The sequence below is a fragment of the Candidatus Caccoplasma merdavium genome (genome assembly GCA_018715595.1).
GTDB classification, from domain to species: domain Bacteria; phylum Bacteroidota; class Bacteroidia; order Bacteroidales; family UBA11471; genus Caccoplasma; species Caccoplasma merdavium.
This window is the reverse complement of sequence record DVLI01000005.1, coordinates 43,918-69,797: the sequence shown is the minus strand read 5'-3', so window position 1 is coordinate 69,797 and position 25,880 is coordinate 43,918. Positions and strand designations below refer to the sequence as shown.

The 25,880-nt window shown below is 55.1% G+C and carries 17 protein-coding genes; 8 read left to right on the top strand and 9 right to left on the bottom strand.

Features of this window, described 5'->3' with window-relative positions:
- Positions 1-56: 56 nt before the first annotated feature.
- Positions 57-2,387 (bottom strand): BamA/TamA family outer membrane protein, encoded by a 2,331-nt coding sequence (locus IAD09_01235; GenBank protein HIT80856.1) that lies wholly within the window; start codon positions 2,385-2,387, stop codon positions 57-59.
- Between the two features lie 585 nt (positions 2,388-2,972).
- On the opposite strand from IAD09_01235, the gene ilvD reads away from it, so the two are divergent.
- The 7 genes from ilvD (at position 2,973) to IAD09_01200 (ending at position 16,161) form a co-directional block, all read left to right on the top strand.
- Positions 2,973-4,805: a dihydroxy-acid dehydratase gene (ilvD, locus tag IAD09_01230; GenBank protein ID HIT80855.1), complete on the top strand. Its 1,833-nt coding sequence runs from the start codon at positions 2,973-2,975 to the stop codon at positions 4,803-4,805.
- A 36-nt stretch (positions 4,806-4,841) separates the two neighbouring features.
- Entirely contained in the window at positions 4,842-6,542 is a 1,701-nt protein-coding gene (gene ilvB, locus IAD09_01225) for a biosynthetic-type acetolactate synthase large subunit (protein ID HIT80854.1), read from the top strand.
- 15 nt (positions 6,543-6,557) lie between these two features.
- Positions 6,558-7,124, top strand: a complete 567-nt coding sequence (gene ilvN, locus IAD09_01220; protein ID HIT80853.1) for an acetolactate synthase small subunit — start codon at positions 6,558-6,560, stop codon at positions 7,122-7,124.
- Between the two features lie 8 nt (positions 7,125-7,132).
- Entirely contained in the window at positions 7,133-7,882 is a 750-nt protein-coding gene (locus IAD09_01215) for an acyl-[acyl-carrier-protein] thioesterase (GenBank protein HIT80852.1), read from the top strand.
- Between the two features lie 27 nt (positions 7,883-7,909).
- The gene (gene ilvC, locus IAD09_01210) at positions 7,910-8,956 is read left to right on the top strand and encodes a ketol-acid reductoisomerase (protein HIT80851.1); all 1,047 of its coding nucleotides are present in this window, start codon (positions 7,910-7,912) and stop codon (positions 8,954-8,956) included.
- A gap of 216 nt (positions 8,957-9,172) precedes the next feature.
- Positions 9,173-13,864: a translocation/assembly module TamB domain-containing protein gene (locus tag IAD09_01205; protein HIT80850.1), complete on the top strand. Its 4,692-nt coding sequence runs from the start codon at positions 9,173-9,175 to the stop codon at positions 13,862-13,864.
- A complete protein-coding gene (locus IAD09_01200; GenBank protein HIT80849.1) occupies positions 13,861-16,161 on the top strand; it encodes a BamA/TamA family outer membrane protein in 2,301 nt (766 codons plus the stop codon). The genes IAD09_01205 and IAD09_01200 overlap by 4 nt, the downstream gene beginning before the upstream one ends.
- 89 nt (positions 16,162-16,250) lie before the next feature.
- On the opposite strand, the gene IAD09_01195 is transcribed toward IAD09_01200, so the two are convergent.
- From IAD09_01195 to IAD09_01175, 5 genes are all read right to left on the bottom strand, one after another.
- Complete coding sequence (locus tag IAD09_01195) at positions 16,251-17,108, bottom strand: phosphate ABC transporter ATP-binding protein (GenBank protein ID HIT80848.1); 858 nt, start codon at positions 17,106-17,108, stop codon at positions 16,251-16,253.
- Positions 17,108-17,956, bottom strand: coding sequence for an ABC transporter permease subunit (locus tag IAD09_01190; protein HIT80847.1), 849 nt, complete (start codon positions 17,954-17,956; stop codon positions 17,108-17,110). The genes IAD09_01195 and IAD09_01190 overlap by 1 nt, the downstream gene beginning before the upstream one ends.
- An 18-nt stretch (positions 17,957-17,974) precedes the next feature.
- Positions 17,975-18,883 (bottom strand): phosphate ABC transporter permease subunit PstC, encoded by a 909-nt coding sequence (pstC, locus tag IAD09_01185; GenBank protein ID HIT80846.1) that lies wholly within the window; start codon positions 18,881-18,883, stop codon positions 17,975-17,977.
- Positions 18,884-18,892: 9 nt separating this feature from the next.
- Positions 18,893-19,870, bottom strand: coding sequence for a PstS family phosphate ABC transporter substrate-binding protein (locus IAD09_01180; GenBank protein ID HIT80845.1), 978 nt, complete (start codon positions 19,868-19,870; stop codon positions 18,893-18,895).
- A gap of 158 nt (positions 19,871-20,028) precedes the next feature.
- Positions 20,029-22,680, bottom strand: coding sequence for an AsmA family protein (locus IAD09_01175; protein ID HIT80844.1), 2,652 nt, complete (start codon positions 22,678-22,680; stop codon positions 20,029-20,031).
- Between the two features lie 213 nt (positions 22,681-22,893).
- Here IAD09_01175 and rpiB point away from each other — a divergent pair, with 213 nt between their 5' ends.
- A complete protein-coding gene (rpiB, locus tag IAD09_01170; GenBank protein HIT80843.1) occupies positions 22,894-23,346 on the top strand; it encodes a ribose 5-phosphate isomerase B in 453 nt (150 codons plus the stop codon).
- Positions 23,347-23,561: 215 nt separating this feature from the next.
- On the opposite strand, the gene IAD09_01165 is transcribed toward rpiB, so the two are convergent.
- The 3 genes from IAD09_01165 to galE all read right to left on the bottom strand — a co-directional run bounded on the left by IAD09_01165 (position 23,562) and on the right by galE (position 25,849).
- Positions 23,562-24,137 (bottom strand): rubrerythrin family protein, encoded by a 576-nt coding sequence (locus IAD09_01165; GenBank protein HIT80842.1) that lies wholly within the window; start codon positions 24,135-24,137, stop codon positions 23,562-23,564.
- 31 nt (positions 24,138-24,168) lie between these two features.
- Positions 24,169-24,594, bottom strand: coding sequence for a transcriptional repressor (locus tag IAD09_01160; protein ID HIT80841.1), 426 nt, complete (start codon positions 24,592-24,594; stop codon positions 24,169-24,171).
- A gap of 220 nt (positions 24,595-24,814) precedes the next feature.
- Positions 24,815-25,849, bottom strand: a complete 1,035-nt coding sequence (gene galE, locus IAD09_01155) for a UDP-glucose 4-epimerase GalE (GenBank protein HIT80840.1) — start codon at positions 25,847-25,849, stop codon at positions 24,815-24,817.
- Between the last annotated feature and the right edge of the window lie 31 nt (positions 25,850-25,880).

Here is a 25,880-nt window from a genome sequence, read left to right as displayed (position 1 = left end):
CGCCGCTCGGAGCAACCTTCGAGCGGCGTGTTTTTTATCGGGAGGCAGGTGGATTGTCAGAACGGGTAACCCACCGCAAAGTGGAATGAGGCATCGCGGTTGAACGAGTGGTGGGCAATCACCCACGGGCGGTTCCCTATGCGGGAGGGGTCATACATTTTGAGACCCATGTCGACTCGTATCAAGAAGTAGTTGAAGTCGAAACGTACGCCCAAGCCGTAAGCCAAGGCAATCTCTTTGTAGAAAGAGTTGAACTTGAACGCCCCGCCCGGTTGGGAAGGATAATCTTTGATGGTCCAGATGTTTCCTGCATCGAGGAAGAGCGCCAGTTCGAGTTTCCAAATCAATTTGCTTCGGTATTCGGCATTCATGTCGAGGCGAATGTCGCCACACTGGTTCATGAAGTCGGCCAGCGGGTTGTTGCCCGAGTAGGTGCCCGGCCCCAAAGTCCGCACCGACCACCCTCGCACGCTGTTGGCGCCACCGGCATAGTATCGTTTCTCAAACGGTACCATGTCGGAGTTGCCGTAAGGGTACACAACTCCCGCTCCAATGTGGAAGGCCAGGGCATTCTTCTCATTCAGATTGATCGTGTAGGCGTAGTCGAGGTCGGCTTTGGCATATTGCGAGTAGCTGATGCCCAGTATCTCGTATTCGCCCGACGACGCCCGTTTCATCGAAGAGAGGGAAGAGATGGCATACAACAGGTTACCGGCGATTTCGAATGCCGACCGCAGGGTATAGATTTCTCGCTGTTTGGCCGATGAGGCAATGTTGCTCTTCAAGTTCGACATATACATGACATAGGCCGACCGCATGATGAAGTGGTCTTCGTAGCTGTATCGCAACAGGGGATTGTCGGCGGCGATACTGTCGAGGTTGTTTTTGAATGCCGATGTCATTTGGGGCAGATACACATAGTTGATGTCTACCAGGTCGAAGTGGTGACGGAACCGGTTGCCCCTCGTGTACCACTTGTAGTTCCACCCCGCACCCGAGATGACTCGCACATATTCGGGACGTTGCTGGTAGTCGATGTTGATGGTGAAGTCGGTTGTCGCCCGCATGCGTCGCAGGAACGATGTGCTGACAAACGGGAAAAGGAATTTGGGGAATGAAACCCCCATTTCGCCGTTTAGTTCGAGGTAGTTGTTTGCCAGCAGCCCGCCGAGGTCGCCCGTGATGTTTTCGTAGGCGGCTCTAAAACGAGCGCTGAACGTCTGTGAGCCGTGGAAGATGTTCCTGTGTTTATAGGTGAGACCCAGCGAGAACCCGAAGTTGCCGGCCGAGTTGGTGCCTTCGACCTCGGTGGTGACCAGTTGGGTCTTCCCTTCGGTGAGCAAAATGTGGCAGTCGAGTTGCGGCGTTTCGCTACCGTGTACGGGTGTGAATTGAATATTGACGTATTTCAGCACTTCAAGCCTCGAAAAGGCCGAATAGGTATGATCTACCATGCGGGTCGAATAGCTTGCGCCGGGCATGATATAACAGTTCTCCACCAAAGTCCCGGGGTGCAGGTATTCTTTCTCTCCATAAAGAATGTAGTAGCCCTTGTAGAAGATGGTGTCTTTGATGGCATATTTTTCTTCGGGGGTACCGCCCATGGGATTATAGTCGGTGATGAAGTAGACATTCCGCACGGTGTAGGTGTTGTGCTTCCTGAACGAGACCAGTTCCGTTTGTGAAGAGTCTGCCACGGGAATGTCCGAAAGGAAAAGTTCGAGGTCCACGCCCTTGTGCCCGATGGTCGTGTCGGCGACATAGGATATGTATTCTTTGTTGAATGCAAAATAACCCTCGTTTCGCAGCCGGTCGGTGATGCGCTGGCGTTCCTGTTCGAGCACGTTGCGGTCGAAGAGCTTGCCCGGGCGTATGAGGGAGCTGGCCGAATCGGCCATGACGATGCTCCGGATCGAGTCGTCGGGAATGCGGTAGGTCATGCGGTCGATGTGGTAGGGCGTTCCCGATTTTACCTCATACTTTATCTTGATGCGTTTTTTGTGCTTTACGGTGTCGACGGTCACGATGGCGTCGGTATAGCCTTTGTTGTTGAGCGCCTTTTCGATTTGGCTGCGCGATTTCTCGGTCAGCTGGCTGTCATAGATGACCGGTGGCGTTCCGATGCGGCGCAACCAGCGGTTCCAGCCGTTGTCTTTGTCGTTGGAGAGGTTGTAGAAAAAGAGGGGAAGCCCGATGAGCCCGAATGTCTTGTGGTTGGGCTCTTGGCGAATGTATGATTTGAGTTCGCTGTTTTTCAGCTCCCGGTTGTCGGTCGACAGCGACACGCGGTCGAGCAGGTATTCGCCCTCACCCACATATTTGGTGGCCCGGCACGAATATAGCAGCGGGACAAGAATCGGAATGAGCAGCAACAGGCGAAGTTTCATAAAGGTGTTTCCACAAGAAAAAAACGACAGCCGGAATTATAGCTACAAACGTACATAATTCTCATCGGATACACAAATTCTTGCTTTTCAAAAAAAGCAAATCCGATGCACTTCCTTCCCTCGGATTGCCCTGCCGTGCCGGCACCCGGCTCGCCACATCTCGCGCCCGGCCTCCCGTGAAGGTTTTCAGGAGAAGGGGAGGCCGGGGCCCGTATGTCGGGTCGCCGGCGGGAGTCCTCAAAAGAAAAATGTTGGCCTCTGGCGGCGGTTTTTCGATAAATTGATAGAAAAAGTATGTAAAGTTGGATATATTTCTACTTGAAGCCTTATTTTTCTCTCTTTTATTTTGGAATATTCATATAAAGACTTACCTTTGCAACGTCATTACGATAAGCCATAACACAGCTTGATTATGATTAGCTCGATTCTGCATATTTCCGGTCTACTATCAGTGATTATCGTCGTCGTGGGCGCATGATAAGGAAGAAAGGTTATGCAGATGTTTATGTAAAACATAAGGATATAACGACGAGGGAACCTTTCTTCAACCATAAAGAAGAAAGGTTCCTTTTTTAAGAGAAATATATGAAACACGAATTGCGTAGTGCGACCTGCACACAAGGCCGACGAATGGCCGGCGCGCGAGCCCTGTGGCGCGCCAACGGCATGAAAGAAGAGCAGATGGGACGTCCGGTAATCGCTGTCGTCAATTCATTCACCCAGTTTGTGCCGGGTCATGTGCATCTGCATGAAATCGGGCAGGTTGTCAAATCCGAAATCGAGAAACTCGGTTGCTTTGCCGCCGAGTTCGACACGATAGCCATCGACGACGGTATCGCCATGGGGCACGACGGAATGCTCTATTCCCTCCCTTCGCGCGACCTCATCGCCGACAGCGTCGAATACATGGTCAATGCCCACAAAGCCGATGCCATGGTGTGCATCAGCAACTGCGACAAGATAACCCCCGGCATGCTCATGGCGGCCATGCGCTTGAATATTCCCGCCGTCTTTGTCTCGGGGGGACCCATGGAGTCGCACAAATACAACGGCGAGAATGCCGACCTCATCACGGCGATGGTGAAAGCCGCCGATACGTCGGTGAGCGACGAGGAGATAGCCCGCATCGAGGGCTGTTCCTGCCCCGGTTGCGGCAGCTGCTCGGGCATGTTCACCGCCAATTCGATGAACTGTCTCACCGAGGCCATCGGTCTCTCCCTTCCCGGCAACGGAACAATCTTGGCGACCCATGCCAACCGGGTGCAACTCTTCCGTGATGCAGCCCGTCTCATCGTGAAAAACGCCTATAAATATTATGAAGAAGGCGATGAGAGCGTACTGCCCCGCAGCATTGCCACCCGCCAAGCCTTCCTCAACGCCATGACTCTCGACATAGCCATGGGCGGTTCTACCAACACGGTGCTCCACCTGCTGGCCGTTGCCAACGAGGGCGGCGTCGATTTCAAAATGGCCGACATCGACCGCCTGAGCCGTCATGTACCCTGCCTTTGCAAGTTGGCTCCCAACACGCAGAAGTATTCCATACAGGAGTGCAACCGCGCCGGAGGCATTCTCAACATTCTCGGAGAACTCGACAAGGCCGGCCTGCTCGATACCACCTGCCGTCGTGTCAATGGTGCGACACTGGCCGAGGACATCGAGAAATACGACATCGACAAGGCTGTTGTCGACCCCGAAGCCCTTCGCATCTATTCCAGCGCTCCCGGTGGCGTGTTCAGCAATAACATGGGAACCCAGTGTGAAACCTATCCGACCCTCGATACCGACCGCGCCGAAGGGTGCATACGCGATGTCGACCACGCATACAGCAAAGACGGCGGTCTGGCCGTGCTTTTCGGCAACATTGCCCTCGACGGTTGTGTCGTGAAGACTGCCGGTGTCGATGCCTCCATCTGGAAATTCTCCGGCCCCGCCAAAGTCTTTGAGTCGCAAGAAGCCGCGTGTGAAGGAATCCTGGGCGGCAAAGTGGTGAGCGGCGATGTCGTGGTCATCACCCATGAAGGGCCCAAAGGCGGCCCCGGCATGCAGGAAATGCTCTATCCCACATCATACATCAAGTCCCGCCACCTCGGCAAGGAATGCGCCCTTATAACCGACGGCCGTTTCTCGGGAGGGACGTCGGGGCTCTCGATAGGACACATATCGCCCGAAGCCGCCGCCGGAGGAAACATCGGACTGGTGCGCGACGGAGACATCATCGAAATAGACATTCCCGCCCGCAGCATACAGGTCAAGCTCTCCGACGAAGAATTGCAGCGTCGCCGCGAGGAAGAAGAACAGCGCGGCAAGGAGGCGTTTACGCCCCGCAACCGCCAACGTCAGATTTCGAAAGCCTTGCGTGCTTATGCCGCCATGGTAAGTTCGGCCGACAAAGGCGCTACCCGCATCATCGATTAATGAGAGGAATTCCTCTGATTGAAAACCAAGAAGACAATGGACAACAAAGAAATAATAACCGGCGCAGAAGCCATGATGCGCTCGCTCGAACATCAGGGCGTCGACACCCTCTTCGGGTATCCCGGGGGGTCGATTATGCCTGTTTTCGATGCTCTCTATGACCATCGCCACACCTTGCACCACATCTTGGTGCGTCACGAGCAAGGTGCCACCCATGCGGCACAAGGATTTGCCCGCGCCTCCGGGCGTGTCGGCGTGTGCCTGGTAACCAGCGGCCCCGGTGCCACCAATACGATTACCGGCATTGCCGATGCCATGATCGACAGCACTCCCATTGTGGTCATTGCCGGCCAGGTGGGTACTTCGTTCCTGGGTTCCGATGCCTTCCAGGAGGTCGATTTGGTGGGCGTTACCCAGCCAATATCCAAGTGGAGCTATCAGATACGTCGTGCCGAGGACGTGCCTTGGGCGGTAGCTCGTGCTTTCTATATCGCATCGAGCGGACGTCCCGGCCCCGTTGTCCTCGACTTTGCCAAGAATGCGCAAGTCGAAACGTTCGAATATCAACCCACAACGGTCGATTTTGTCCGCAGCTATGTACCCGTTCCCGATACCGACCCCATGTCGCTTGTCATGGCCGCCGACCTCATCAACAAGGCTCAACGCCCGTTGGTCCTCGTCGGCCAAGGCGTTGAACTGGGCAATGCACAAGAGCAGTTGATTCAGTTCATCGAGAAAGCCGAAATGCCTGCCGGGTGTACCCTTTTGGGACTCTCGGCACTTCCCAGCGACCATCGTTTGAATGTGGGAATGCTCGGCATGCACGGCAATCTGGCTCCCAATGTGAAGACCAACGAGTGCGATGTGCTCATCGCCGTAGGCATGCGGTTCGACGACCGGGTGACGGGCAATCTCGCCACCTATGCCAAGCAGGCCAAAATCATACATTTCGACATCGACCCGGCCGAAATCAATAAGAATGTGAAAGTCGACGTGGCCGTCTTGGGCGATTGCAAAGATACCCTCAAAGCCGTGACCGAACTCATGGTGCCGGCTCGCCACAAAGAGTGGCTCGACTCTTTTGCCCCCTATGCCGAGGAGGAACGGGTCAAGGTCATCGAGCCCGAGATACACCCCGGCTGCGGTCCTCTCAACATGGGCGAAGTGGTGCGTGCCGTGAGCGAAGCCACCCGCAACGAGGCGGTGCTGGTCACCGACGTGGGGCAGAATCAGATGATGTCGGCACGTTACTTCAAGTACTCCCGTCGCCGCAGCATTATAACCTCGGGCGGCCTTGGTACGATGGGCTTCGGCCTTCCCGCCGCCGTGGGAGCCACCTTCGCGGTACCCGACCGCACGGTGTGCGCGTTCATGGGCGACGGTGGCTTGCAAATGAACTTGCAGGAGCTGGGTACGGTGATGGAGCAGAAAGCGCCGGTGAAGATGATATTGCTCAACAACAACTATTTGGGAAACGTCCGTCAGTGGCAGGCGATGTTCTTCAATCGCCGTTACTCTTTCACGCCGATGCTCAACCCCGATTACATGAAGATTGCCGAAGCCTACGGTATACCGGCTCGCCGGGTGATGGAACGGGACGATTTGGCCTCGGCCATTGCCGAAATGTTGGCAACCGACGGACCCTACCTTCTCGAAGCCTGCGTGGTAGAGGAGGGCAACGTCCTGCCCATGACGCCTCCCGGAGGTTCGGTCAATGCCATGTTGCTCGAATGTTAAAAAAATCAAGAACCTATGGACAAGAAATTATATACGATGATTGTCTACTCCGAGAACATCGCCGGTCTGCTCAACCAGATTACGGCCGTTTTCACCCGTAGGCAAATCAATATCGAAAGCCTCAATGTGTCGGCTTCCTCGATAAAGGGGGTGCATAAGTACACCATTACCGCATGGGTCGATGAGGAGAACATCAAGAAAATCGTGCGGCAAATCGAGAAAAAAATCGATGTCTTGCAGGCCCATTATTTTACCGACGATGAGATTTTCTCGCATGAGATAGCCCTCTACAAACTCTCGACTCCCGTACTCGAACGCGAGCCGAAGGTCTCGGAACTCATACGCCGTTACAACGCCCGTGTCGTGGAGGTGAATCCCACCTATTCGGCACTCGAAAAGGACGGGACCACAGAAGATATTACATCTCTCTATGACGAATTGCAGCAACTGGGGTGTGTCCTCCAATTTGTGCGTTCGGGGCGTGTCGCGCTTACCAAGAGTTGCGTAGAACGCGTAAATGAATTCTTGGCCGACCGCGAAGCCCGCTATCTGAGAGCCAAACAAGGTTGTGCCGAAAATTGAAGATTGTCATGTCATCAGAAGAACAAAAAGTCGGTTCGTATGATTTCGTGGTAGAGCCATTCTGCTCCGATTTCAGAGGACACATGTCCATTGGCGTCTTGGGAAACCTCCTGCTCAATGTGGCCGAGTTCCATGCCTCCGACCGCGGATTCGGTATCGTAACCATCAATGAAGGCCATTACACCTGGGTCTTGTCGCGATTGGTCTTGGAGTTCCTCGACGATACCCCGTGCAAGACCGAGAAATTCACCATTCAGACGTGGGTCGAGAGTGTCTATCGACTCTTTACCGAGCGCGACTTTGCCATACTCGATTCGTCGGGGACACCTACGGGCTATGCCCGTTCGGTATGGGCCATGATCGACATCGATACCCGCAAACCGGTCGACCTGCTCTCCATGCACGAAGGCGGCATTACCGATTACATTTGCGATAAGCCTTGTCCCATAGAACGTCCCGGTAAGGTGAAGAACACCACCGCCACTCCTGTTGCGACACGCGACATCAAGTATAGCGACATCGACATCAACGGTCATGTCAACAGCATCAAGTATATCGACCACATACTCGACCTTTTCCCGCTCGACCTCTACAAGACCCGGCGGGTGAAACGTTTCGAGATTGCCTATGCCAACGAGAGCCATTATGGCGACACGCTGCAATTCTATTGCGACGACAAGGGGGCGGGAGAGTACCATGTAGAAGTGAAAAAAGATGACGGCGAAATCATTTGCCGCAGTAAAGTGATATTTATATAATTGTTTCATACTTAAAAACAAACACAAATGGCAGTAATTAATTTTGGCGGTGTTGACGAGAATGTCGTTACCCGTGAAGAATTTCCTTTGGAAAAAGCAAGAGAAGTCCTCAAAGATGAGGTTATCGCAGTAATCGGTTATGGCGTGCAGGGTCCCGGCCAAAGCCTCAACTTGCGCGACAACGGTTTCAATGTTATCGTAGGACAACGCAAAGGCGGTAAGACTTGGGACAAGGCGGTTGCCGACGGTTGGGTACCCGGCGAAACCCTTTTCGAAATCGAAGAGGCTTGCAAGCGTGCCACCATCATTCAATACTTGCTTTCCGACGCTGCTCAAATCGAAGTTTGGCCCCGCATCAAACCTTATCTCACGGCCGGTAAAGCCCTCTACTTCTCGCACGGTTTCGGCATCACCTACAAGGAGCGCACCCACATCATTCCTCCTGCCGACATCGATGTCATCATGATTGCCCCCAAAGGTTCGGGCACCAGCCTGCGTCGCATGTTCCTCCAAGGCCGCGGCCTCAATTCGAGCTATGCCATCTACCAGGACGCTACCGGCCGTGCCAAGGACCGTGTCATCGCGCTCGGTATCGGCGTAGGTTCGGGTTATCTTTTCGAGACGACTTTCAAGAGAGAGGTTTACTCCGACCTTACCGGCGAACGCGGAACCCTCATGGGCGCTATCCAAGGCCTTCTGCTGGCTCAGTATGAAGTGCTCCGCGAGCACGGCCACGAACCCTCCGAGGCTTTCAACGAAACCGTTGAGGAACTTACCCAGTCGTTGATGCCCCTTTTCGCCGAAAAAGGTATGGACTGGATGTATGCCAACTGCTCGACAACCGCTCAACGCGGCGCTCTCGACTGGATGGGCCCGTTCCACGATGCCGTGAAACCCGTCTTTGAAAAACTCTACAACGAAGTGGCTTGCGGAAACGAGGCACAACGCTCTATCGACACCAACAGCAAACCCGACTATCGCGAAGGTCTCGAAAAAGAACTCGCCGCCCTGCGTGAAAGCGAAATGTGGCGCACCGGAGCCGTGGTTCGCAAACTTCGTCCCGAAAACAACTGATTCTCTTTTTTTAATATTAGGTAGGAAATAAGGCGGGGCCTTCGGGGCCTTTGCCTTATTTTTTTGAGTGTCGGCTCAAACAAACCTTCCCGGTGGGACGTTTTCCCCGAGCGGGAAATGAAAAATTTCGAAAAACTACTTTCCGCTACCTCTTTTTTAGTAAATTCGTCGTGTTTTATTTGCGGAGGAATGAGGCGTTTGTTTCGATATATGGCCATGACGCTGCTGTCTGTTCTCGGACTGCTGTTCCTGGTGGTGGCGTCGCTCTATGTGCCGCCCGTGCAGCGGGCGGTGGTGAAGACGGCCTGTGACGCGCTGTCCGACTCGGCGATGTCGGTCTCGGTCTCGGACTTCCGTCTGCGTTTCCCGTTGCGCCTCGACCTCTCCGACGTGTGTGTGGTCACCGGCGGGGATACCTTGTGTGCCTTGCATGCCCTGCATACCGAGGTGCCGGTGATGCCGCTGCTCCGCGGCGTGGCGGCCGTACCCCGGCTTTCGCTCCGGGACGTTTTCTTTGCCTATGCCGATACGGCCGGTTTCTCAATCGCCGTGCGTCTCGATAGTGCCTCGGTCACGGCCGTGAAGGTACACCTTGTCGAAACCTCCCTCCATGCGCGTTCTCTGGCGTTGAGTGGGGGAGACGTCGCCCTCACGCTGGGGCTTCCCGCAGACCCGCCGGCTGTCGATACGTCGTCGACGGCTCCTTTGTCAGGCCGGTTCGTGGTCGATTCGATAGCTTTGCGTGACATCGGTTATCGAATGGAAGGCTCCTATCGGGAGTCATTCCTCACGGCCGGAGCTCATGCCGTGGAGGCTCTTGGCGCCTCGGTCGACCTGTCCCGGCAGTGGGTCGATGTGGAGCGCCTTTCGTTGCAGGGCGGCCGCGTGTCGATGCTTTCCGATACCTCCGTTGTCGTGCCGGCACCCGCCGCACCCTCTGCTGCCGTGACCGAATCTCCGTCGGCTCCGTGGACGGTCATGGCCCGGCAGGTCGGCATCGATGATACGCATGTCGTTTACGGATTGAAGGGCCATACCCCCCATAAGGGTTTCGATGCTTCTTTCATAGAAATTCAGGATTTGTCTTTGCGGCTCGACTCGGTTTATAACCGAGGAGGTGAGGTGGCGGCGCGGTTGCGTTCGTTGTCGTTGACCGAACGTTCGGGCTTGGCGGTCGACCGGGGCGAAGCCTCGTTTTCGATGGATTCAGCCGCCGTGCGGCTCGATGCCTTGCGGCTGGATACCCGCAACTCTTCTCTCACGGCCTCTTTGGCGGCCGATGCGACGGCTCTTGCCATGAACGGTGAAGCAGTCGTCTCGGCGACGATGGACATGGAGGCGGGGCTCGGTGATGTCGAGTTGTTCCTGCCTGCGCTCGATACGTTGTTGTCGGCGCTGCCTTTCAGGTCGCTCACGTTGCAGGTAGGAGCCGAAGGGGCGTTGGACGACTTGCGGCTGACGCGTTTCCATGCCGGGTTGCCCGGCACGGCCGATTTTTCGGCAGTCGGTGAGGTGCAGTCGCTCACCTGTGCCGACAGTCTCCTGGCGCAGGCGTCTCTCACGGCACGGCTCTATCAGTTGGGCTTCCTCCCGCGCTTGGCGGGTGCCGAGGCGGCGGCGCGTTTTGCTTTGCCCGATTCGATGACGTTGAGCACCAATGTCATTTTCCGCAATGGCCGTGATGCCCGGTTGCAGTTGGCCTGGGAAGCCTTGCAGGGCAGAGCCGACCTCGATGCCTCCTATCGCTTTGCCGACACGGCCTATCGGGTGGAGACCCGGTGGCATGACTTCCCCATCGATGCGTTCTTGCCGCACGAAGGCGTCGGTCCGCTTACATTTTCCCTGTCGGCCGATGGGCGTGGGGCCGACCCCTTTTCACCCCGAATGCAGGCCGAGGCGGCTCTCTATGTCGACAGTCTCGATTACCGGGGCTACCGCTTCCGGGATTTCGGGCTCGATGTCGCGCTCGATTCCGGCCGGGTGGGGGCACAAATACTGTGTGTCGACAGTGCCGCTCGTCTCGATTTGCAGTTGGCGGGTCTTTTGACACCGACCGAGTACACGGCGCGCCTTGCCGGGGAGATAGACCGGCTCGACTTGAAGACCGCCCGCCTTGTTGAAGATTCATTGACCATCTCCTCTTCGGTCGATGTGCGGGCGTGGGCCAACAATAAAAACGAATATGCGGTAAAGACGCGGTTCGATATGGTGGGGCTGTATCTCCTTGATATGGACAATCTTTTCGACCATGTTGTCGTCACGGCCGATGTGTTGCAGGATTCGCTCGACGCCCGGGTCGATTTTCCCGGCATGCAGATGGCGTTCTCGTCGTCTCAGGGCATCGATTCGTTCCTGTCGTGCGTGTCGGCGTTTGGCGATTCGGTTGCGCAGTCGCTTCGGACGATGCAGGTCAAGCCCTCGGCGTTGTGTGCCCTGTTGCCCGATTTTCAGGTGCAGGGACGATTGGTGCCCGAGCAGGTCGTCGAGAAAATATTGTCGGAGAGCGGCTTCGCGCTCGACTCTCTCCGCTTCTCGGCGGGTAACTCCTCTGCGGCTCCCTTTGCATTTGAGGCGCAGGTCGACGGTTTGGCGCTCTCCTCGTTTGCGGCCGATACGCTTACCGCCTCTTTGCGGCAGGAGGACGATGTGTTGCGTTATGCCGTGCAGATGGGAAATACGCCGGCTACATCGACGCTGTTGGCGCGAGCCGGCGTCTCGGGATATGTGGGGCATAACGAACTTTATGCCGCTTTGCGGCAGTGTGACCAGGAACAGGTGGCGGGATTGGTTCTCGACATCGATGCGCGAGCGTCCGATTCCCTTTTGCACCTGACGTTGGCTCCCGACTCTCCCACATTGGGGGTACCCGGTTGGTCGCTCAACGCCGGAAACTTTATCGATTACTATTTCGACGGCCGTCTGGCGGCCGATGTGCTGTTGCAGCACGACATTCAGTCGTTTTCGCTGCGGTCGGGCGCGCACCCCGGTGCCGACACGATATATCTCGATGTCGAGAACCTGAGGTTGGCGCCCATCTTACAGACCTTGCCCGGCACGCCCCCGGTGTCGGCGCTTCTCTCCACGGCCTTGTCGGCCCATTTCTCCGATGGCCGTCCGATGGTCGCTGGGACGGTGCGTCTCGACTCGGCATTTTACAACACCAAGTGGGTGGGGAACATGGCTCTTGCCCTCGATTACCGGCAACTCTCGCCGTCGCTCATGCAGGTGGGGGCGGCACTTGCAGTCGATACGCTCGATGCCGTGGACCTGGCGCTCCGTTACGATACCGATACCTTGTCGGCCGAGCCGCTCGATTTGACGGTACGATTCCCGTCGTTCCCCCTGTCGGTGGCCAATGCTTTCCTGCCCGACGACATGGCGAGGGTGGAGGGACGGTTGCGGGGTGATGTGTCCGTCTCGGGACGCATCGACGCACCCCGCCTTGCCGGACGGCTCGCCATCGACGAGGGACGTGCCGTGATACCGATGGTGGGGGCTTCGTTCCGTTTCTCACCGGCGGTTGTCTCGATGGCGGGGAATAGCATACAGATTGATACCTTCTGCCTGTCGGGCCCCAACAATGAGCCGTTGAACATCTCGGGACGTGTCGATGTTTCCGACCTCTCCCGACCTTTTGTCGATGCCCGTGTCGCCGGTCACAACTTCGAAATTTTCAATCTGCCCAAGAACCGCACGTCGATGCTTTACGGCAAAGCGGCGGCCGATGTCGCCGCATCGGTGCGCGGATATACCGACGCGTTGTCGTTGCGCGGGAATCTTGTCCTGCTCAACGGGACCGAGGCGACTTATGTCTTGCAGGAAAGCAATACGCTGCCGGGCGTCAGCAATTACGGCGACATGGTGACCTTCACCACGTTTGCCGATACGGCCGACGTAGAGTCTGCGCCCGCTTTCAGACCGGTGTCGGGTATGGATATGCTGGTGAATGTCGACATAGGCAATGCGGTGTCGCTCTCGGTGGAACTTACTCCCGACGGGAACAGCCGCATCGACTTGCAAGGGGGCGGTAGCCTCACCTATTCGATGAACGAGCTGGGCGACAGCCGTTTTACCGGCCGTTATGAACTCTCGGGCGGAACGGTCTGCTACACGCCCCCGCTTATCGGGCAGAAACTGTTTTCCATCAAGGAGGGCAGCTCGGTGGTATGGGAGGGCGACATAGCCGACCCCGTGCTCGACATCACGGCCATCGACCGGTTGTCGGTCGATGTCGCTTCGGGCGGCTCGACCCGTACGGTACAGTTCCAGGTATCCATTGCCATCACCCAGTCGCTCGACAATCTCTCCATCGTTTTCGATGTGGCAGCGCCCGGCGACATGACCATTCAGAACGAGCTCACCTCCATGACCGCCGAACAACGGGCTTCGCAGGCGATGAGCCTGCTCATTTACAATGCCTATACGGGTCCCAGCGCCTCACAGGGCGACCTCTTCTCGGGCAACCCGCTCAACCAGTTCCTGCAAAATGAGTTGAACAAGTGGTCGCGGAACAACCTCAAAAACGTCAACCTCAGTTTCGGCATCAACAGCCGTGGCGAAGCCGACGGGACAACGCACACCGACTACTCCTACCAGCTCTCCAAAGACCTTTTCAACGACCGGGTGCGCATCGTGGTCGGTGGCAGCTATTCGCCCGACGATAATTCGACACAGGCATTGAAAGAGAATCTGGTCGACGACATCGCGCTCGAATACAAGCTCGACCGGCGCGACAACATGGTGTTGAAGATATTCCGCCACACCGGGCAGGAGACCATTCTCGAAGGCGAGGTGACCGAGACGGGAGTGGGCTTTGCCGTGCGCAAGAAACTGTCGCGGCTTGCCGACCTTTTCCGACGCTCTTCCCGCAAACAACAATCGTCGAACCCTCCATCGCAGCAGCCATGAAAAAAATCCTTTTGTCGGTATTGTTGTTGCTCATCGTCGCCGGTTGCGACACGACGAGCAAGTTGGGCGATGGGGAGGTACTCTACACCGGAGTGAAGAAGATGCGCATCGAGCCCGAGGCAGAAGGGGTGAAACTCTTGCCCGATGCCGAATCGGCGGTGCGCGATGCCCTCTCGGTAAAACCCAACAACGCCCTGTATAGCCCTTATGTGCGTTGGCCGTTCCCCTTCGGCCTGTGGGTCTACAATCATGTAACCCCCCAACGGGACAAAGGCTTTAAACACTGGTTCTATGAGCGTTTTGCCAAGACGCCCGTGCTCATCTCGGCCGTGCAGCCCGACCTGCGGGTTGCCGTCGTCCCCGACATACTGGCCAATTACGGCTATTTCTCCTCGTCGGCGACCTACCGGCTCGATTACAACAAGAAGAACCCCCGGAAAGCCCGTGTCACCTACGACGTGACTTATGGCCGGCCGTGGCATTACAAGACGGTTTCCTATCCCGAACCGCTAACGCCGTTGACCGCCCTCATCGATTCCACACGCACCTCCTCGCTGATTCGGGTTGGAGACATTTATCAGGCCGACGTTTTGGCCTCGGAGCGGTCGCGCATTGCCTCGGTGCTCCGCAATCGGGGGTATTACTTCTTCCGACCCGAATATCTTTCCTATTTGGCCGATACGACGATTGCCTCTTATGAGGTCGCGTTGCGTTTGCAATTATTGAATCAACTCCCCCCCGAGGCGTTGCGGCCCTATCGGGTGGGGCATGTAACCTTCGACTTGAAGTCGGCTTCGGGGCAAGGGGCTGTCGATACGGTCGAACTCTCCAACGTGACCTTCATCTACCAGGCTCCGCTTAAAATACGGAAACGCTTTGTCGAGCGGAACATCACCCTCCGCACCGGCGACCTCTATACCCTCGACCGGCAGACCGAGTCGCTCAACAGCCTCGTGCGCATGGGCGTGTTCCGCTATGTCAACGTCGCGGTATCCCGACCCGATACGCTCTCCGATGCACTCGACATCACCCTCGATGCGGCCATGGATACGCCCATGGAGGCGTGGTTCGAGGCCAATGTCACCTCTTCGACCAACAGCTTTATCGGCCCCGGGGTCATCTTCGGTTTGGCTCACAACAACGTCTTCGGCGGGGGCGAACGGTTGTCGCTCGAACTCACGGGCTCGTATGAGTGGCAGACGGGAAAACGGCAGGCCTCCGCCACCAAGTCGTCGTTGCTCAACTCCTATGAGTTCGGGCTCAAAGCCTCGTTGGCCTTTCCCCGCCTCCTGCCCTCGGCTCTCTTTTGGGATTCCCGGGTCGAGCGCCGTTACGGCGGCAAGACAACGGTGCAGCTCAGTGCCGAGTTGATGAACCGCCCGCAATATTTCCGCATGATGTCGTTGAATACCTCGTTCGCGTTCGACTTCCAGACCTCCGAGGTGAGTTCGCACACCCTGCAACTACCCAAAATCGGTTATAATTACCTGATGAACTCGACCGCCTCTTTCGACAGTACCCTGCAAGAGAATCCGGCCATTGCCCTGAGTTTCCGCAACCAGTTGATACCCACCGTGGGTTATACCTATCGATTCGACAAGAAATTGGGCCGCCATGATTGGAACCACATCTATTGGCAGACCTCGGTCTCCACGGCCGGCAATCTGTTGTCATGGGTCGTACCGGGTACCCAAGGGCAGAAAAAATTCCTCGGCATACCCTTCTCCCAGTTTGCCAAGGCCACGACCGATTTCCGGTATTACCGACACCTGTGGGGCGATGTGGAGTTGGCCACCCGGTTCCTCGTGGGGGCGGGTTGGGCCTATGGCAATTCGTCGGTGTTGCCTTATAGCGAACAGTTCTACATCGGCGGAGCCAACAGCATAAGGGCCTTTACCATACGCACCGTCGGCCCCGGCAGCTATGCACCACCGAAAGACGAGGCCGATGCCTATCTCGACCAGACGGGAAACTTCAAGCTCGAAAGCAATGTCGAGTTGCGTTTCCCCATTTTGGGAGACCTTCATGGAGCCGTTTTTCTCGATGCCGGAAATATCTGGCTGCTCAAAGCCGAGGCGAACCGTCCCGGAGGAACGCTCAACAAGAAAACCTTCTGGCGCGACATCGCCCTCGGTACCGGTGTGGGGTTGCGTTATGACATCAGTTTCCTGATACTCCGCCTCGACATGGGAATAGGCTTGCATGCCCCCTACAACAACGACAAGCCGCACTATTACAACATGGACAGTTTCGGTAAAAGCCTGGCCTTCCACCTGGCCATTGGCTATCCGTTCTAAAAAAGATTTTTGCGGGGAATATTTGTTTTCAGCAAAAAACAGCGAGGCTTCCTTCTTGGAAGCCTCGCTGTTGTAACTTTGTTTTGCGTTTAGCTGAAAACGCCGCTCAGATATTGTTTGGTGAGGTCGTTTTGCGGGTTTTTGAACAACTCTTCGGCCGTGCCTTGTTCGATGACCTCTCCCATATACATGAACACCACATAGTCGGCAATGCGCAGGGCTTGTCGCAGAGTGTGGGTGACCATGATGATGCCGTAGCGCTCACGCAGTTTGGCAAAGAGGTCTTCGATGTGTTTGCTCGATATGGGGTCGAGTGCCGAGGTCGACTCGTCGGCCAGGATAAATTGGGGCTCCACAGCCAGTCCGCGAGCCAGGCACAATCGTTGTTGCTGGCCGATGGAAAGGGCCGATGCCGGGCTGTGCAGGCGGTCTTTCACCTCTTCCCACAGGTTGACGCCTTTGAGGTATTTCTCGACCGTGGCGTCGAGGACTTTGCGGTTGCGCACGCCGTGTATGCGGCAGCCATAGGTGATGTTGTCGTATATCGACATGGGCAGCGGCGTGGGGCGTTGCGAGAGCAGCCCTATTTTCTTCCGTATGTGGGTGATTTCGGCCTTGCGGTCGTAGATGTCTTCGCCGCCTACCAATACGCGTCCTTCGACATGCAGGTGCTCGGTGGTGTCGATCATGCGGTTGATGCTGCGCAGCAAGGTGGTTTTTCCGCACCCCGACGGTCCGATGATGCAGGTGATTTTCTTGTCGTGCAGGGTGAGATTGACGTCTTTGAGAATATGGTTGTTGTGGATATAGATGTTCAGACCTTCGATTTTGATGACCGAATCTTCGTCTCGGGTTACTGCCTCTGAGAGAGAACCGGCATTGTCTTGTTGGGCAGCCTGATTTTTATGACCGAAAATATGACTCAACATAGAACGATTTTTCTCCATTACTTAATTTTGTTTTTCGAGAAGCGGTGCGTAATCATGCGTCCCACGATACTCAATACAAGGACGATTAGTGTCAGCAGCAGGGCGGCTGCATAGGCACGTTCACGCACTTCGGGCAGCGGACTGCTCAGCTGGAAGAAGATGGCCAGCGGCAGGGTGGCGGCCGGTTGGTCGAGCGAGGTGGGAATGCTGTCGGTAAAACCGGCGGTGAACATGACACCGGCCGCGTCGCCGATGGCGCGGCCTATCGACAGCAGGGTGGCCGTGGCGATGCCCGGTGCGATTTGGCGTATGGCCACTTTGATGGTTTCGTAGCGGGTGGCGCCCAGCGAATAGGTGGCATCGAGCAGATGCTTGGGCAACTGGCGGGCCACTTCGTCCATCGAACGCACGAAAATGGGGATTATCAGTAGGGTGATGACGATGATTCCGCCCAGCAGCGAGGTGCGCAATCCCAGGAATATCATGATGGTGAAGCCGAATGCACCGTACACTATCGACGGGATACCGTAGAGCACGTCAAACGACAGCCGGGTGATACTGGCCAGTTTGGAGTCGCTTTTCAGGTAGATGTTGATGAAGAAGACGATGGGTATGCTGATGAGCAGTCCGAGAATGGTCGAGGCGCCCACGATGTAGATGGAGCCCACGATGGCATTGAGTACGCCGCCTTCCTTGCCGATGTAGAAACCTCCGCCCGGCAGTTGGGTAATCATGTCCCACGACATGGCCGGCCAACCGTTGCGTATGATGGTGATGAGGATACTGCCCAGGAAGGCAAAGACGATAATGACCGAGATAATCATCAGCCCGAAGAAAATTTTCTCAACGATAAATTTGGTTTTCATAGGTCAGCGTTCCTCCGGTTACATCTTGTAGCTTCGTTCGATATTGCGCAATATCCATCGCGATATGATGTTGAATATCAAAATGATAAAGAATAATATGAATGCGGCGAACATCAGGGCCGATTCGTAAAGCGGCAACGACAGCATCTCGCCGTAGTTGTTGGCGATGAGAGCCGGCAGCGGGTAGCAGGGGTCGAAGAGCGACCGGGGTATGGCGGCGTAGTTGCCGCACACCATCAGCACGGCGATGGTCTCGCCGAAGGCTTTCGATATGGACAACACCACGGCGGCGACGATACCCGGCATGGCCTTGCGCAGAATCACCTTCGAGCAGGTCTGCCATTTGGTTGCACCCAGTGAGGCCGATGCCTCGCGGTAGTCTTGCGGCACGATGGTAAATATCTCGATGAGCAGGCTCACCAGTATGGGTAGTATCATGATACCCAATACGATACCGCTGGCCAGTACGGTATAACCGCTGGTGTAGTCGACAAAGTGAGGTCCCAGTTTGTCGGCAATCCAAGGTACGATGATGAGGGTGCCCCATACGCCATAGACGACCGAAGGAATCCCGGCCAAGATGTCGAAGATGGGAAATACGACCCGTTTCACCCATGAGTTGGCATACTCGGTGAGGAATATGGCCGAGAGCAGCGAGATGGGGAGTGCAATGGCGATGGAGAGGGCGGTTACGAAAAGGGTTCCCACGATAAACGGCAGGAAGCCGAATTCTCCGCTGAGTGGCTTCCATGACGAACCCGAGAGCAAATCCCACAAGGAGTGCTCCGACAAGATGAGGCGGCTTTTAAAGAAAAGCCCGATGCCTATGGCGATGAGCAGGAAGAGTGATAATCCCGTGAGGGCGAGCATGACCCAGCGGGCTGCCTTGTCCTTGAATATGCGTCGTTGTAACAGCGATAAATCCATCGTCGGCGATTAGAGATTGAGTTTTTGAAGACTCTTGTTTATTGTTGTCTCGGGCAACGGAATATATCCTGTTTCGATGGCATATTTTTGCCCTTCGGTGAGGGCGTATTTGATAAATTCTACCACAGCGGGTTTGTCGGGTACGCCGTTACTTACCAAATACAGGTCGCGAGCGGGAGGGGAGGGGTAACGGCCGTCGCCGATGGCGGCAATAAGGTCGGCGCTGTTTTCGTAGAATTTCTCGTCTTCGTCGATTTGGCCGTTCTCATTTACGTCGATGGGAATGACGGCCAGTCCTTCATAGGGTTGGTGCGTGCGCATGTCGTAGGCGTATGCGATGTTGTTGTAGCCGATGCCTACACGGTCTTTCTGTACGGCGGCCGATACGCCCGGGTCACCATATACGGCCGTACCTTGCAGTTGTTCTTGCCGTTTGCCAAACCACACGGCCCATGTCTCGGCTGCCCCACAGGCATCGGAACGGGTGTAAACGTGTACCGGTACGGTACTCGTTGTTCCCAAAAAATCGCCGTAGGTGTTATATCGGTTGTCCCATAGGGCTTCTGCGCTGGCTTTGGTCAGCCCTTTGGCGCATATTTCGGTGAAATGGGGGTTGTTTACATTGATGGTTGCCACGACGGCATCTTTCACGACGGCAAAACCAAGGGCTCCTTTTTCGGTTTCCACGTCATAGATTTCGCGGGAGACCATGCCCAAGTCGACTACTTGTGCCAGGGCGTCGGTCATGCCTTTGCCGGCTCCGCCGCCCGATATGTCGATGCGCACGTTGGGGTGCAGTTGCTTGAACTCGTCGGCCCATCTTACAACCATGGGATAGAGGGCAAAGGCTCCTGAGAGAGAGATTTCTCCGGTCAGCGTGTCGTTTGCAGCAGCGGGATTGACCGCCTCTCTTTGCCCGGCCGATGGCTTGCAGCCCGTTGTCAGTACGAGGGCGAATATGCTGGCTAAGGTGATAAGTTTTTTCATAATCCACTGTTTTTTATGGGCATTTCTTGCATCTGTGCATGCAAGTTTGTCATGCCGCCTTCTTGACGTAAAGGTTTGCAAATCTACGAATAAATGTCGAAATAAGATTTCGTTTTACCCTTTTTTACATAAAAGGGTCTTTTGTGGCCGGTTTTCGATTATTCGCCTTTGAGTTGACGTATCTGTTTTTCGGCTTCATCGGCTAATTGCTTGGCTTGTTTCTCGGCCTCTTCGACCATGGTCGTTTTGGCGGCTTTGGCCGCAATTTTAGCCAGGGGGTTCGAGGCTTTTTCCACCAGTTTCTCGCCTTCTCTTTCGGCCGTTTCTACCAGTAGGCGTCCGGCCTCTTCGGCTTTTTTCCGTATGTTGGCCACTTGTTCATCTGTGGAGCCTTTCCCGGCAATGGCCTCGACGACTTTGTTGGTGACGGCTTGCTTCACGATTTCCTTGGTGTCGATGTCTATGGTCGGTTTGGTGAAGGTGCCGCCGATGCGGGCTTCAACGACACCCACATAGTCGCTGATGACTTTCTCCTGGCTGAGGTCGATGGTGGCCGTGTAGTCGATGGTCTGGTCGAGCCCCGTGGTTCCCGCGAGGGTGAGTTTGGTGTTTCCTATTTTCAGGTCGAAAGGAGAGGTCCGTACCCGGCCGTCGGTAATCGTAAATGCGATTTTGATGTCCTTGGCTTCGACCTTGCGCAACTTGTCGTTTTGCAGGAGGTTGGCCAGCAGGTCGAAAACTTCAAGGTTTTGTATCTCGATGTTTTTCGATTGCAGGGTTCCTTTTGCCGAGAGGCTGTTGAGTATCGGTGACATCTGTTGGTCGAGGCGCGTGTTGAGGTCGGCCGTAATCGAGTAATTGCCTCCGGTCTTGGCAAACAGCGGTACCATTTGCTGCACGAGGTCGAGTTGCTCGAATGTCTCTTTGAAAGAGGCTTCTTTGATGCGTAGCGACAGGGCGACGTCGGGTGATGTCGCCGACGAGGCGGTGCTGTAAGAGCCGCTGGCCGAGATGTTTCCGCCGAGGGCGTCGACTGCGACATTGTTCAACGACAAGCTCCCCTCTTTGAGCGAAACTTTCCCTGCGAAGTTTTTCAGCTCCATGTCGCCGAAAATTATCTTTTTCACTTGGGCCTGTAAAGAGAGCTGCAAGTTTTCGGGCACGACGAAGACGCTGAGCGAGGTGGTGTCGTTGTCGGGTGTGGGGGTGTCGGTTTCTGTTTCGTTGCCTGAGCCCTCTTCGGTGGTCATGAATTCGTTGAGGTCGAGCTGTGACGACGCGAGGGTGAGGTTTCCTTGCAGGGTGCCTCCGGCCATGACATAAGGCAGGTAATTGCTTATTTTTCCGGTGGCTTTCACGTCGCTTTTCCCTACGGTGAGGTCAAAGCGGGTCAGGCTCATGGCTTCGGGGGTTATTTGGGCGTCGGCTTGGGTTACCACAATGGGCGGAAGTCCCGTGAGCGAGAGGCTCATCTTCGAGATGGACAGGTCGCCTTTGCCTTTGATGTTTTGGTAGTTCTTCTTCTCGATGTCCGACATGCGGCCGGCGAGGGTGATGTCGGTCGTTATGATGCCGTTCAGCGAAATGGAATCGCCCAAGGGATAGATTTGCTCGATTTCGCCGAGGTTGATGGTGCCGTTGGCCGAGGCGTTGAACTGTAAGTCCGACATCGGGTGCGAGGCATGGAGGGTCAAGGCAAACGGGTTGCCGGCAAACGTGAACTTGAACGTGTTGACGTCGATGGTCGTCAAGTCGAGGTCGCCGCCGTTGTTGGCTACTCGCAGGGCAATGGCGATGTCATCGACAGAGCGGGGCATGCCGGTGTAGAAGACTTTGGCTTTGTCGACATCAAGGGCGATGGCGAAGGCCGGCAGCGAGTTGTCGTCGAACCGTCCTTTGGCTTCGGCCGTGAGAGATACGTTACCCGAGGTTTGCAAGTCGGCAAAGTTGTTTTGGTAGATGGCCGGAACCATCGACAGTATGTCCTTGAAATTGATTTTCGGGGTCGACAGTTTTATGTCCATCTCGATGCCGTCGTCGGGAAGAGCCACCCAACCATCGAGTGTCGTTTCTATGGCATTGAGACGCAGATGGTTCTCATCGAGAGTGAATTTGTAGTTGTCGAGGTCGGCAATTAATTTCAGCTCAGCTTCCAGTTCGGCTTGATGCAGATACCTCACCCCTTCCATGGTAAAGTTGATGTCTTGCATCATGGCTTTGCATTGCAAGGCGGTCTCCATTCCGCTCAGTTTTCCGGTGAGGGCAAGATTGAATTTGTTTGTGGAGAAGGCCATGTCGCCCGCTTCGTCGATGTAGGCGATGCAGGCGTCCTTGATGCGGAATTTCCGCAATTGCAGGTCGAACGAGCTGCTGCTTTCCTCTTCGGCCGGGTTTTCTTCCGCGGCGGTACTGTCGGGTTTCATGATGTCCCAATTTACCGCTCCGCCGGAGTGAATGAGGGCTTGTACTTTGGGCCGGTCCAAGGTGATGTAGGTGATTTCATAGCCGGTGTCGCCGAAGAGGCTCATCAGGTTTACGGCAGCTGCGACCTCGTCGGCAGTTGCCAGGGTGTCGCCCTCAAATTCGCCGACCCCCGTGAGCGACAGCTCTTTCAGCACGAGCGTGGCTTGGGGAAAGTTGCGCAGCAGGCTGATGTCGAGTTCTTCAAAGTCGAGCTTGGCATTGAGCATCTTGTTGGCTTCGGCCTTTACGATGTCGGCCAGTTTCCCTTTCAGTATCAAGGGTATGGCGATGAGCAGTGCGACAATGACCAAGATAATGATGGCAAAGATTTTCAGGAATGTTTTCATGATGACCGGTTTTTCAAGAATAGATATTGCACGTCTCAAAGATAAGCAAAACTTTTCTGTAATGTCATGTCGGAGAGTGATTAAATCTATTCAATATGCCGCGAATAGTGATAAATTTTCTTTTTTCTTGGTTATGTGCCTGTTATCTTTTACCTTTGTGGAAGAAAGTATCGTTGAAGAGATTTTTATAGGTGTCATTAAAAAATCTTGATTATGAGTATTTTGAAACCCGGCATTCCGGTAGGATTGGCCTGCGACCATGCCGGATATGAGTTGAAGCAGCATGTGATGGCCTGGCTCACCGAGTGGGGCATCTCCTACAAAGATTTTGGTACTTATTCGTCGGAGAGTTGCGACTATGCCGATTATGCTCACCCCTTGGCCGGTGCCATAGAAAGGGGAGAATGTTATCCCGGAATTGCCATTTGCGGGAGTGGGAACGGTATCAACATTACCCTCAACAAGCATCAGAGGGTGCGGGCCGCCCTTTGTTGGTGTGAAGAAATTTCCCGCCTGGCCCGTCAGCATAATGATGCCAATGTGTGTGTCATGCCCGGCCGTTTTATCTCTGTCGACGAGGCTCGGGCTGTGGTGGAAGTGTTCCTTCGTACCGCATTTGAAGGCGGGCGCCACCAGCGTCGTATCGAAAAGATTCCCGTAAAATAGATTTCCCGCTCCCTATGCAGTCGGCGTGTCCTGAAATGGTAGACTCAAAACTTGTGGGAGGAAGTTCAAATAAGAAGTGAGGGGGATTATCGCTGTCGCGGTAATCCCCCTCGTCGATGCAAACAATCTTTTTTTTACCTTATCGTGACATAAATACCTTAACGGTTCCCCTCACGATGGCAGGGGATAGGATTTTTCTATATAACCCTCCCGGCTTAATAATTGTTCTTTTTGCGCTCGAAATAGGCTTTCGGGTGTTGGCAGGCCGGGCACATGTCGGGAGCCTTTTTCCCTTTGTGAATGTATCCGCAGTTGCGGCATTGCCATTCGATTTCTTCCTCATCTTCAAATACGGTGCCGTTCAGCATACGTTCATAGAGTTTGAGGTAGCGGGCCTCGTGCCCGGCTTCTACGGTGGCTATCCGGCGCCATGCTTCTGCTATTTCGGGGAATCCCTCTTCGTCGGCCACTTTGGCAAATTCGGGGTAGAGTTCGCTCCACTCTTCGTTCTCGCCGGCGGCAGCGGCTTTCAGGTTTTCGAGGGTGGTCGAGAGAATGCCTGCGGGGAATGAGGCAGTGATTTCCACCATGCCTCCTTCGAGGAATTTAAAGAAGCGTTTGGCGTGTTCTTTTTCCTGTTCGGCGGTTTCGCTGAAAATGGCCGAGATTTGCTCGTATCCCTCTTTCTTGGCGATGCTGGCAAAATAGACGTAGCGTCCGCGTGCTTGCGATTCGCCGGCAAACGATTTCAACAGGTTTTGTTCGGTCTTTGTTCCTTTGATACTTTTCATGATTGTGAGTGTTATGGGGTGAATAACGGGGTTATTTTTTCGGCCGGTTGTAGTGGCCGATGAGTTGTATTTTTATGTCTTCCAATTCGAAGTCTTTCAGTTCTTCGAGACCCTCGATGTGCCGCCGGATCACCTCGGAGAGACCGCTTTCGTGCAGGTCGCTGATGTTGTGGGTGCGATTGTCGTAGAGGTGTTGGTGTGGCCGGGTGTCGGCGTCGAAATACATTTTGTTGTCGAGCGTGAATACCTTTTCGGCCAGCCCGGCGTTGACCAGGCATTCGAGGGTGTTGTAGACCGTGGCGACGGTGAGGGCGGGAATTTTCTTGCGCACGAGCTCCCATACCTCTTCGGCTGTCGGGTGATGCAGTTCCCGCACGGCTCGATAGATGCTCATGCGTTGCGGTGTGAGCCGCAGTTTCTTTTCCCTGAACAGTTCTATGATGTCGTTGTCGCTCATGTCTCTTGTTTTTTCTTGTTGCAAAGATACGATAATAATTCTAATCTAAGAAATGTTCTAATAAAATAATTAGTTATATATTGTTAATCGGCGGCGGATAAAAATGTCGCCGCTGTGGGGCATGGAGCCGATGTGCGCAAGGGGGCGGGACGGGAAAAAACGGCGGGCCGCTCATTGTCAAGAGCGGCCCGCCGTGAGAACGTATGGGGGAGAATCTTTTTTACATGATGCCTTTTTCGCGCAGGTGCAGTTGCCATCTCCAAGCCGATTTCAGGGTGTCGGCCAGGGAGGTTTCGGCTTTCCACCCCAATACCGTGTTGGCTTTCCGGGGGTCGGCCCACACTTGGGTGATGTCGCCTTCGCGGCGCGGTGCGATTTTGTAGTTGAGTTTCACGCCGGTTGCCTCCTCGAAGGTGTGAATCAGTTCGAATACCGATACTCCTTGGCCGGTTCCGAGATTGAAAATCTCTACCTTCTCGTCGCTTTGGTTTCCCAGCATGCGGTCGATGGCTTTCACATGGGCTTGTGCCAGGTCGACAACATTGATGTAGTCGCGTATGCACGAGCCGTCGGGGGTCGCGTAGTCATCGCCGAAGACGCTCAGTTGCGGCCGTATGCCGATGGCCGTCTGCGTGATGTAGGGCAAGAGGTTTTGGGGCGTGCCGAGAGGCAGCTCTCCGATTTCGGCGCTGGGGTGAGCCCCGATGGGGTTGAAATAGCGGAGCAGTATCGACTTGAAGGGGGCTCCCGCATGTATCGTGTCGGTGATGATTTCCTCACATATCTGTTTGGTGTTCCCGTAGGGCGACAATGCCGGTTTTATGGGGGCCGACTCGTCGACCGGCAGCACGTCGGGTTGACCGTAGACGGTGCACGACGACGAGAAGACGAGTGCTTCGACCCCGTATTCGGGCATGAGGTCGAGCAGGTTGAGTATGGTCACGAGGTTGTTGCGGTAGTAAAGCAGCGGTTTCTTGACCGATTCGCCCACGGCCTTGCTGGCCGCGAAATTGATGACGCCTTTGATTCCCGGGTGTTTCTCAAAGAGTGCCCGCAGGGCGTCTTTGTCTTGCATGTCCATTTTCTCAAAGGCCGGACGGGTGCCTGTGATGCGTTCGATGCCGTCGATGACATCGGCGTTGGAGTTGGAGAGATTGTCGAGTATGACCACTTCATAACCGGCATTTTGCAGTTCGACCGTCGTGTGCGACCCGATGTATCCGGCACCGCCGGTGACGAGTATCTTTGCTTTCATGATGACAAGATTAGGATTAGATGGTGATAGG

What these genes read in the sequence shown, in the direction of transcription:
- IAD09_01235 (HIT80856.1), bottom strand. Translation starts at nt 2,387, where the DNA reads ATGAAACTTCGCCTGTTGCTGCTCATTCCGATTCTTGTCCCGCTGCTA.
- ilvD (HIT80855.1), top strand. Translation starts at nt 2,973, where the DNA reads ATGAAACACGAATTGCGTAGTGCGACCTGCACACAAGGCCGACGAATG.
- ilvB (HIT80854.1), top strand. Translation starts at nt 4,842, where the DNA reads ATGGACAACAAAGAAATAATAACCGGCGCAGAAGCCATGATGCGCTCG.
- ilvN (HIT80853.1), top strand. Translation starts at nt 6,558, where the DNA reads ATGGACAAGAAATTATATACGATGATTGTCTACTCCGAGAACATCGCC.
- IAD09_01215 (HIT80852.1), top strand. Translation starts at nt 7,133, where the DNA reads ATGTCATCAGAAGAACAAAAAGTCGGTTCGTATGATTTCGTGGTAGAG.
- ilvC (HIT80851.1), top strand. Translation starts at nt 7,910, where the DNA reads ATGGCAGTAATTAATTTTGGCGGTGTTGACGAGAATGTCGTTACCCGT.
- IAD09_01205 (HIT80850.1), top strand. Translation starts at nt 9,173, where the DNA reads ATGACGCTGCTGTCTGTTCTCGGACTGCTGTTCCTGGTGGTGGCGTCG.
- IAD09_01200 (HIT80849.1), top strand. Translation starts at nt 13,861, where the DNA reads ATGAAAAAAATCCTTTTGTCGGTATTGTTGTTGCTCATCGTCGCCGGT.
- IAD09_01195 (HIT80848.1), bottom strand. Translation starts at nt 17,108, where the DNA reads ATGGAGAAAAATCGTTCTATGTTGAGTCATATTTTCGGTCATAAAAAT.
- IAD09_01190 (HIT80847.1), bottom strand. Translation starts at nt 17,956, where the DNA reads ATGAAAACCAAATTTATCGTTGAGAAAATTTTCTTCGGGCTGATGATT.
- pstC (HIT80846.1), bottom strand. Translation starts at nt 18,883, where the DNA reads ATGGATTTATCGCTGTTACAACGACGCATATTCAAGGACAAGGCAGCC.
- IAD09_01180 (HIT80845.1), bottom strand. Translation starts at nt 19,870, where the DNA reads ATGAAAAAACTTATCACCTTAGCCAGCATATTCGCCCTCGTACTGACA.
- IAD09_01175 (HIT80844.1), bottom strand. Translation starts at nt 22,680, where the DNA reads ATGAAAACATTCCTGAAAATCTTTGCCATCATTATCTTGGTCATTGTC.
- rpiB (HIT80843.1), top strand. Translation starts at nt 22,894, where the DNA reads ATGAGTATTTTGAAACCCGGCATTCCGGTAGGATTGGCCTGCGACCAT.
- IAD09_01165 (HIT80842.1), bottom strand. Translation starts at nt 24,137, where the DNA reads ATGAAAAGTATCAAAGGAACAAAGACCGAACAAAACCTGTTGAAATCG.
- IAD09_01160 (HIT80841.1), bottom strand. Translation starts at nt 24,594, where the DNA reads ATGAGCGACAACGACATCATAGAACTGTTCAGGGAAAAGAAACTGCGG.
- galE (HIT80840.1), bottom strand. Translation starts at nt 25,849, where the DNA reads ATGAAAGCAAAGATACTCGTCACCGGCGGTGCCGGATACATCGGGTCG.